Genomic DNA, 8,913 nt, shown 5'->3' with positions numbered 1-8,913 from the left:
TCGGTTAGAATACCGGCCTGTCACGCCGGGGGTCGCGGGTTCGAGTCCCGTCCGCTGCGCCATATTCCAGCTTCCAGGGCCCACTGAACACCCGGAAGCCACAAAGAAAGCGACCTTAGGGTCGCTTTTTTTGTTTGTATCGTTTTCCCGACGCTCCCCCTGAATGCCGCTCAGGGCTCATCAGGGGAATGGCTCGGCGTACCGCTATCCTCGCAACTCCTCTTCCCGCAACGTCAGCACCTCAAACCCATCCTCGGTCACTGCCACCGTATGCTCCCACTGCGCCGACAGGCTGCGGTCCCGCGTGATGACGGTCCAGCCGTCGCGCAGGGTGCGGGTGCCACGTCCGCCCTGGTTGATCATCGGCTCGATGGTGAAGACCATGCCCGGCTTCAGGGTCAGGCCACTGCCCCGTTGTCCGTAGTGCAGCACTTCGGGACCTTCGTGCATCTGCCGGCCAATACCGTGTCCGCAGTATTCTCGCACCACGCTGTAGCCTGCTGCTTCGGCGTGTGTCTGGATCGCGTGGCCGACGTCGCCAAGAGTGGCGCCGGGGCGGACTTGCTCGATGCCCTTCCACATTGCGTCGTAGGTGGTTTCGACCAGGCGACGGGCTTCAACTTCGATTTTGCCCACACAGTACATCTTCGAGGAATCGGCAATGTACCCACCTTGTTCCAAGGTGATGTCGACGTTGATGATCGAGCCCTCGGCCAGGATCTCGCTCGCATTCGGCATTCCATGGCAGACCACGTGATCGACCGAGGTATTCAATGAGTAGGGGAAGCCGTACTGGCCCTTGCTGGCCGGACGTGCCCTCAGCGTCTCGACGATGAAGGCATCGGCGCGGTCGTTGATCTGCAGGGTGCTGACGCCGGCGCGAATGAACCCGTCCAGGTCGGCGAACACCTGGGCCAGCAGTTGCCCGGCACGACGCATCAGCGCCAGTTGGGCGGCGTCCTTGATGATCACTTGGCTCACTGGATCAGCTCCTTGAGGCTGGCTTGCTCCTGACGCAGCAGTTGGCGCAGCAACTCCTGGTAATTGGCCTGGGGGTTCAGTTCGGCGAGCATGCCGATGCGAATCCAGAACTCGGCCTGGGCGTTGATCGAGCGCGACAACGCAGCGCTGGCGACGCGCAAGTCCTCGTGCAGGTCTTCGGCAATCTTGAGTGCTCCTGGATATACGAAACATATCTGAATCATATACTCCTACTGTTTTGGCGCGCTACCTCTTGGTGCGCTAATCACCCAATCAGTGCAAGCCACCCCGGCCCATGTGGGAGCGCGCCTTGTGCCGCGATCGGGCCCGCAGGGGCCGCAAAATCTGCAAACGCAGTGGTTCTGGCACACCGCGATTGCAGGTTTTACGGCCCCTGCGGGCCCGATCGCGGCACAAGGCGCGCTCCCACCCCTGATCGCGGTGAGGCTGGAATGGTCATCTGGCCTGACTCTTGCTGTGATCCTGTCATCAGGGCCGTCAACGTAGATGGCCCACCGTTCACGACAAAGGCGCCGTGTTGCCCCCTTGCTTGCGCAGGCTGGGGCAGCCGGCGCCTTTTTTGTTCGTGCAGGCAGGAGATCGGCCGATGAGCAGCAGCCAGGTGCGCAGCGTGTGCCCGTATTGCGGGGTAGGGTGCGGCATTGTCATGACCGTGGAAGGCCGCCGCGTTACCAGGATCAGCGGCGACAAGCAGCACCCGAGCAATTTCGGCCGACTGTGCACCAAGGGCCTCACCGCGCACGTGCCGCTGGACGCGGGCGGGCGCATGCAGCACGCCTTCGTGCGCCAGCAGCGCCAGCAAGACCCCGGACAGACCGGCATGGACACTGCCATCGAGCAGGCCGCCACGCGCCTGCGCGGGATCATCGACTCACACGGCCCGGATGCCGTGGCGCTCTACCTGTCCGGGCAGATGTCGCTCGAGGCCCAGTACCTGGCCAACAAGCTGGCCAAGGGTTTCATCCGCACCCGGCATGTCGAGTCCAATTCACGCCTGTGCATGGCCAGCGCCGGCAGCGGCTACAAGCTGTCGCTGGGTGCCGACGGACCGCCCGGCAGTTACCAGGACTTCGAGCATGCCGAGGTCTTCCTGGTGATCGGCGCGAACATGGCCGACTGTCATCCGATCCTCTTCCTGCGCCTGCTCGACCGGGTCAAGGCGGGGGCGCGCCTGATCGTCGTGGATCCGCGGCGCAATGCCACGGCGGACAAGGCCGACCTGTTCCTGCAAGTGCGCCCGGGCAGTGACCTGGCGCTGCTCAACGGCCTGTTGCACCTGCTGCACCAGAACGGTCACACAGACACTGGCTTCATCGCCCGCCACACCGAAGGGTGGGAGGTGATGCCGGAGTTTCTTGCGGACTACACACCCGCGCGGGTGGCCGAGCTGACCGGCCTTGCAGAAGCCGATATTCGCCAGGCCGCTGCCTGGATCGGAGAGTCCAGGGACTGGATGAGCTGCTGGACCATGGGTCTCAACCAGAGCATCCACGGCACCTGGCACAGCAACGCGCTGTGCAACCTGCACCTGGCCACCGGCGCGATCTGCCGTCCGGGCAGCGGCCCGTTCTCGCTCACCGGCCAGCCCAACGCCATGGGCGGGCGCGAAATGGGCTACATGGGGCCGGGCCTGCCAGGGCAACGCTCGGCATTGCTCGACAGCGACCGTGCCTTCGTCGAGCAGCAGTGGCAGCTTGCCCCGGGCAGCCTGCGCGCCGAAGGCGGGGAGGGCACGGTGGGGCTGTTCCAGCAGATGGCCGAGGGCCAGATCAAGGCCTGCTGGATCATCTGCAGCAACCCGGTGGCCAGCGTCGCCAACCGCCAGCAGGTGATTGACGGCCTGCAGCAGGCCGAGCTGGTGATCACCCAGGACGCCTTCCTCGACACCGAGACCAACCGCTACGCCGACATCCTCTTGCCCGCCGCGCTGTGGGCCGAAGGCGAGGGCGTGATGATCAACAGCGAACGCAATCTCACCCTGATGCCGCGAGCCGTCCCCGCGCCAGGCGATAGCCTGCCCGACTGGCAGATCATCGCGCGCATCGCGTGCGCCATGGGCTACGCCCAGGCATTTACTTACGCTGACGCCGAAGCAGTGTTCGACGAGATCCGGCAGTTTCACAACCCTGCCACCGGCTATGACCTGCGCGGCATCGACTATGACCAGCTGCGCGAAAAACCGCGCCAGTGGCCCAGCGCGCCGGGCCGCCAGGACGACCGCAGCCCCCTGCGCTACTGCAACGACGGCATCAGCCAGACGCTGCTTGAGCACGACGGCCAGCGCCCCGTTCTGGCCTTCCCGACCCCAAGTGGCCGTGCGCGTTTCTTCGCCCGGCCGTGGATGCCGCCGGCCGAGCTGCCCGACGATGATTTCCCGCTGGTGCTCAACACAGGCCGTGTCCAGCACCAGTGGCACACCTTGACCAAGACCGGCAAGGTGCCCTCGCTGAACAAGCTCGATCCCGGTCCCTTCGTCGAAATCCATCCAGACGACGCTGCCCGCCTGGGCATTGCCGACAAGGACCAGGTGGCGATCCGCTCGCGCCGCGGCCAGGCGGTGCTGCCCGCCAAGGTGAGCCCCCGCGTGCTGCCGGGCAACTGTTTCGCCCCATTTCACTGGAACGACGTCTACGGCGAGCAGCTGGCGATCAATGCCGTGACCTGCGATGCCGTCGACCCGCTGTCACTGCAGCCGGCCTTCAAGCACTGCGCCGTGGCCCTGAGTCGGGTCAGCGGCGAGCGCATCGATACCCTCGAACTTCCCCCGGAACCCTCGTCGGAGCCTGCCACCATGCCGACCGCTACCCTGTCCCGGCTGCTGGGGCTGGACGCACTGCCCGTGCCCCAGCTCGCCGCCGCCGAGCAGCATTACCTGCAAGGCTTCCTGCTTGGGCTGGCACAGGCCGAGGCACGCGGCACGGGCGTGCCGAGCCTGCCTGCCAGTGCACCCTTGGCCCCGAGCAGCCGTCTGTTCGTCGATGGCCTGCTGGCGGGTCTGCTGGCCCAGCCGCACACGCGGGTGGAAACCCCGGCGCAGGCACCGCACCGCGTCCTCTGGGCTTCTCAGACCGGCAACGGCGAAGCCCTGGCCGAACGCTGCGCCCAGCGTCTTCGTGAGTCGGGCCTGGCGGTGGAGCTCAGCTGCATGGAGGCGGTCAGCCCGCGCCAGTTGCAAGGCGCGGCCAGCGTGCTGCTGATCGCCAGTACCTTCGGCGACGGCGACGCCCCCGACAGCGGCGCGGCGTTCTGGCAGGCGTTGCAGGGGGAGGAAACCAGCCACTGCAGCGACCTGCCGTACGCGGTGCTGGCGCTGGGTGATTCCAGCTACGACCAGTTCTGCGGCTTTGGCCGGCGCCTCGACCAGCGCCTTGCCGAACTGGGTGGGCAGCGCCTGTTGCAGCGTGTCGAGTGCGAGCCGGACTTTGATGAAACCTTCGCCCAGTGGCTGGACGCGCTGGTGCCAGCACTGGGCCAGGCGCGGGCGCCGCTGGCCGAGGCAGCGCCTTGCGCAGCCACGCCCGCCGCCCCGGCCTGCAGCAAGCACCAGCCCTGGCACGCGCCCTTGCTGGAGAACCGCCTGCTCAACGCCCCCGGCGCGATCAAGGAAACCCGCCAACTGGTGTTTGACCTGGCCGGCAGCGATTTCACCTATGAGGCCGGCGACGCCCTTGGCGTCTGGCCACGCAACTGTCCGTCCCTGGTGCAGGAGCTGCTTGGCCTGATGCAGCTCGACGGCCACGCGCCGCTCGAGCTCAAGGACCTGCCTGCGATGCCGTTGGCCATGGCGCTCGAAACACATCTGGAGATCGCCCGCATCACCACCCCGCAGCTCGAAGCGTTCAGCCAGCATCCCGATGCCGCTGACCTGCGCCGGCTGCTGCAGCCCGAGCACAAGGCCGAACTCAAGGCCTGGCTGTGGGGGCGTCAGCTCGCCGATGTGCTGCGCGAATTTCCACAAGCATTGCCGCTCGCTACGTGGCTCAAGCTGCTCAAGCCCCTGCAGCCGCGGCTCTACTCGATCAGCTCCAGCCCCAAGGCGCATCCCGGGCAGGTGCACCTCACCGTGTCGACGGTGCGCTATGGGCAGCGAAAAGGTGTGTCCTCGACCTTCCTGGCCGACCGCGCCGAGGATCTGCGCGTGGCGATCTTCCCGCAGCCGTCGAAGCATTTTCGCCTGCCCGAGGACGACGACGTGCCGGTGATCATGGTGGGGCCCGGTACCGGCATTGCGCCGTTTCGTGCGTTTCTGGAAGAGCGTGCGGCACGCGGGGCGGCCGGGCGTAACTGGTTGTTCTTCGGTGAGCAGCGCGAGGCCTGCGACTTCTATTACCAGGACCAGTTGCAGGCCTGGCAGGCCAGCGGGCACCTGCGCCTGGACACCGCGTTTTCCCGCGACCAGGCGCAGAAGGTCTATGTCCAGCAACGCATGCTCGAGCAGGGCGCCCAGCTGTGGCGGTGGCTGGAGGAGGGGGCCTACTTCTATGTGTGTGGCGATGCCGAGCGCATGGCCAAGGACGTCGATGCCGCATTGCGCCAGGTCGTGGCCGAGCACGGCGGGATGAGTGCCGAGGCCGCCGCCGCGTATGTCGCCGAGCTCGGCAAGGCCAAGCGCTACCGGCGCGATGTGTACTGAAAAATGCCCCAAGACAGGGAGCGGTGCACCACGATGGTACGAATCTCTGGATGTGTGCCCGTGAATTGGGTCCATTTCGGACATGTCCGCCCGCACGCCAGCAGCGGCACCACAGCGTCTCCCCAGTACCTGCGCAATGAGCATTAGTTGGCACGCTCCCTGCTTTATCCATCCCACAACGGCCCCGCCGGTCAACGACGATCGACACTCGGGCCCATAACATGATGAACACCAGGCAAAGGCGCCTGGAGCTTCGGCTCCAGGCGTTTTTTTTTGCACCGTGATTGAGGACCGCCCATGAACGCAATCGCCAAAGGCCTGCAGCGCCAGAAACTGATCATCGTCGGCAACGGCATGGTCGGCCACCACTGTGTCGAACAACTGATCGAGCGCGGCGCCCTGGCGCGCTTCGAACTGCGCATCTTCGGCGAGGAGCGCCAGCGTGCCTACGACCGCGTGCACCTGTCCGAGTACTTCGGCGGCAGCGACGCCGAGGCCCTGGCCATGTGCGAGCCCGGTTTCTACGACGCCAACGGCGTGCACCTGCACCTGGGCGAAGCCGTCATCGAAATCGACCGCGAACGCCGCGAGGTGGTCACCCCGGAAGGCCGCTACGCCTACGACCAATTGATCCTGGCGACCGGCTCCTACCCCTTTGTGCCACCGATCGAAGGCTCCAGCGGCAACGCACGCCTGGTCTACCGCACCCTCGACGACCTTGATGGCATCCGCGCCGCAGCAAGTGATGCCCGCCGCGGCGTGGTGGTCGGCGGCGGCCTGCTCGGCCTGGAAGCGGCCAACGCGCTCAAGTCCCTTGGCCTTGAAGCCCACGTGGTCGAGTTCGCTCCGCGGCTGATGCCCGTGCAGCTGGACGGGGAGGGCGGTGCCGCCCTGCGTGCCCAGATCGAAGCCTTGGGTGTGGGTGTTCACCTGTCGCGCGCCACCCAGTCGATCAGTGCAGGCGAAGACTACCGCTACCGCATGAATTTCGACGGCGGCGAGCATCTGGAAGCCGACCTGATCGTGTTCTCCGCCGGCATCCGTCCGCAGGACGCCCTGGGCCGCAGCAGTGGCCTGGAGGTCGCTGCCCGTGGCGGCGTAGTGATCGACGGCGACTGCCGCACCAGCGATGGGAATATCTATGCCATCGGCGAATGCGCCTCCTGGAACGGCAGCGTGTTCGGCCTGGTCGCGCCCGGCTACAGCATGGCCCGCAACCTCGCCGCCTTGCTGATGGGCGAAACGGCCACGGCCTTCACCGGCGCCGACATGTCGACCAAGCTCAAGCTGCTCGGCGTCGACGTCGGCTCCATCGGCGATGCCCACGGTGCCACGCCCGGTTCGCGCAGCTACCGCTTCATCGACGAAGCCAACGCGTCCTACCGCCGCCTGGTGGTCGATGCCAGCGGCAAGCGCGTGCTCGGTGCGGTGCTGGTCGGCGACAACAGCTATTACGATACGCTCCTGCAATACGCCCAGAACGGTATCAAGCTGCCGACCGACCCTGCCGCGCTGATCCTCCCCCAGGGCGGAGGCGCCCCGACCCTGGGCGCCGACGCATTGCCCGACAGCGCGACCATCTGTTCCTGCCACAACGTCAGCAAGGGCGCGGTCTGCGCGGCCATCGACAGCGGCTGCGGCGATCTAGCCGCCGTCAAAAGCTGCACCAAGGCCGCCAGCGGTTGCGGCGGCTGCGCGGCCTTGCTCAAGCAGGTCTTCGAGCACGAGCTCACCGCCCGCGGCGTCACTGTCGACAAGAGCCTGTGCGAGCACTTTGCCTACACCCGCCAAGAACTGTACGCACTGGTCCGCGTCGAGGGCATTCATACCTTCGCCGATCTGCTCGCCCGTCACGGCAAGGGCCACGTTGGCTGCGCCATCTGCAAGCCCACCGTCGGCAACATCCTCGCGTCCTGCTGGAACCAGCCGGTGATGGATGCCTCGCTGGTGCCGCTGCAGGACACCAACGATACCTTCATGGCAAACATGCAGAAAAATGGCACCTACTCGGTGGTACCGCGGATTCCGGGCGGCGAGATCACCCCGGACAAGCTCATCGTCATCGGCCAGGTGGCGAAAAAGTACGACCTCTACACCAAGATCACCGGCGGCCAGCGCATCGACCTGTTCGGCGCCCAGTTGCACGAGTTGCCGCTGATCTGGGGCGAGCTGATCGAGGCAGGCTTTGAAACCGGCCACGCCTACGGCAAGTCGACCCGCACGGTGAAATCCTGCGTGGGCAGTACCTGGTGCCGCTTTGGCGTACAGGACAGCGTCGCCATGGCCCTGGCCATCGAAGACCGCTACAAGGGCTTGAGGGCACCCCACAAGCTCAAGTTCGCCGTGTCCGGCTGCACCCGCGAGTGTGCCGAGGCACAGAGCAAGGATATTGGGGTGATCGCCACCGAAAAAGGCTGGAACCTCTACGTCTGTGGCAACGGCGGCATGCGCCCACGTCACGCCGAACTGTTCGCCACCGACCTGGATGACGAAAGCCTGATCCGCATCATCGACCGGGTATTGATGTTCTACATCCGCACCGCCGACAAGCTGCAACGCACCTCGGTCTGGCGCGAGGGCCTGGAAGGCGGCCTGGACTACCTCAAGCAGGTGATCCTGGAAGACAGCCTGGGCCTTGGCGACGAGCTCGAGGCGCAGATGCAGCACGTGGTCGACCGCTACGAATGCGAATGGGCCAATGCACTGAAGGACCCGGAAAAACTCAAGCGCTTCCGCACTTTCGTCAACGACCAGCGCAGCGATCCGGACGTGCATTTCGTCCGTGAACGCGGACAGCGCCGGCCCCTGACCGCCACACCCCTGCACCTGATCGCAACCACCGAGGAGGCTGTCTGATGAACCTGTCCAACACCGCTGTAGCCCGCAACCCGCAATGGCGCCAGGTGTGCCGCCAGCAGGACCTGGTCGCCGATTCCGGCGTGGTGGTCTGGCTCGATGGCACGCAGGTCGCGCTGTTCTACCTGCCGGGCGAGCAGCAATCGCTGTACGCCATCGACAACCGCGACCCGCGCTCGGGTGCCAACGTCATCGGCCGCGGGCTGGTGGGTAGCCTCCAAGGCGAGCTGGTGGTCGCCGCGCCGCTGTACAAGCAGCATTTCAGTCTGAGCGACGGGCGATGCCTCGAGGATCCGCAGCAGGAGTTGCAGGTATGGCCGGTGCGGGTCAATGGGCAGCAGGTCGAACTGGCAGTGGCCTGACGGCTTGCCTGGCATCATGGTCAGGGCAGAGAATGCCGGGTTCCTACGCTGATCGCCGGC

Annotated in this window: 5 protein-coding genes; 3 read left to right on the top strand and 2 right to left on the bottom strand. The window is 65.9% G+C overall.

What is annotated here, in order from left to right; genetic code table 11:
- Positions 1-204: 204 nt before the first annotated feature.
- The gene (gene map / locus AC0ZZU_RS15170) at positions 205-981 is read right to left on the bottom strand and encodes a type I methionyl aminopeptidase (protein ID WP_476341779.1); all 777 of its coding nucleotides are present in this window, start codon (positions 979-981) and stop codon (positions 205-207) included.
- A complete protein-coding gene (locus AC0ZZU_RS15165; RefSeq protein ID WP_476341777.1) occupies positions 978-1,205 on the bottom strand; it encodes a ParD-like family protein in 228 nt (75 codons plus the stop codon). Before AC0ZZU_RS15165 ends, map begins: the two co-directional genes overlap by 4 nt.
- A gap of 383 nt (positions 1,206-1,588) precedes the next feature.
- Between AC0ZZU_RS15165 and AC0ZZU_RS15160 the strand changes: the two genes are divergently transcribed.
- From AC0ZZU_RS15160 to nirD, 3 genes are all read left to right on the top strand, one after another.
- Complete coding sequence (locus AC0ZZU_RS15160; RefSeq protein WP_476341776.1) at positions 1,589-5,635, top strand: molybdopterin-dependent oxidoreductase; 4,047 nt, start codon at positions 1,589-1,591, stop codon at positions 5,633-5,635.
- Between the two features lie 297 nt (positions 5,636-5,932).
- Positions 5,933-8,491, top strand: coding sequence for a nitrite reductase large subunit NirB (gene nirB / locus AC0ZZU_RS15155; protein ID WP_476341775.1), 2,559 nt, complete (start codon positions 5,933-5,935; stop codon positions 8,489-8,491).
- Entirely contained in the window at positions 8,491-8,853 is a 363-nt protein-coding gene (nirD, locus tag AC0ZZU_RS15150; protein WP_476341773.1) for a nitrite reductase small subunit NirD, read from the top strand. The genes nirB and nirD overlap by 1 nt, the downstream gene beginning before the upstream one ends.
- Positions 8,854-8,913 lie beyond the last annotated feature (60 nt).

This window comes from Pseudomonas sp. JE3303 (genome assembly GCF_056312565.1).
This window is presented reverse-complemented; position numbering and strand designations above follow the sequence as displayed.

Bases quoted from the DNA above. Each gene is read 5' to 3' on its own strand.
- nirB (WP_476341775.1), top strand. From the start codon at position 5,933: ATGAACGCAATCGCCAAAGGCCTGCAGCGCCAGAAACTGATCATCGTC.
- nirD (WP_476341773.1), top strand. From the start codon at position 8,491: ATGAACCTGTCCAACACCGCTGTAGCCCGCAACCCGCAATGGCGCCAG.
- AC0ZZU_RS15165 (WP_476341777.1), bottom strand. From the start codon at position 1,205: ATGATTCAGATATGTTTCGTATATCCAGGAGCACTCAAGATTGCCGAA.
- AC0ZZU_RS15160 (WP_476341776.1), top strand. From the start codon at position 1,589: ATGAGCAGCAGCCAGGTGCGCAGCGTGTGCCCGTATTGCGGGGTAGGG.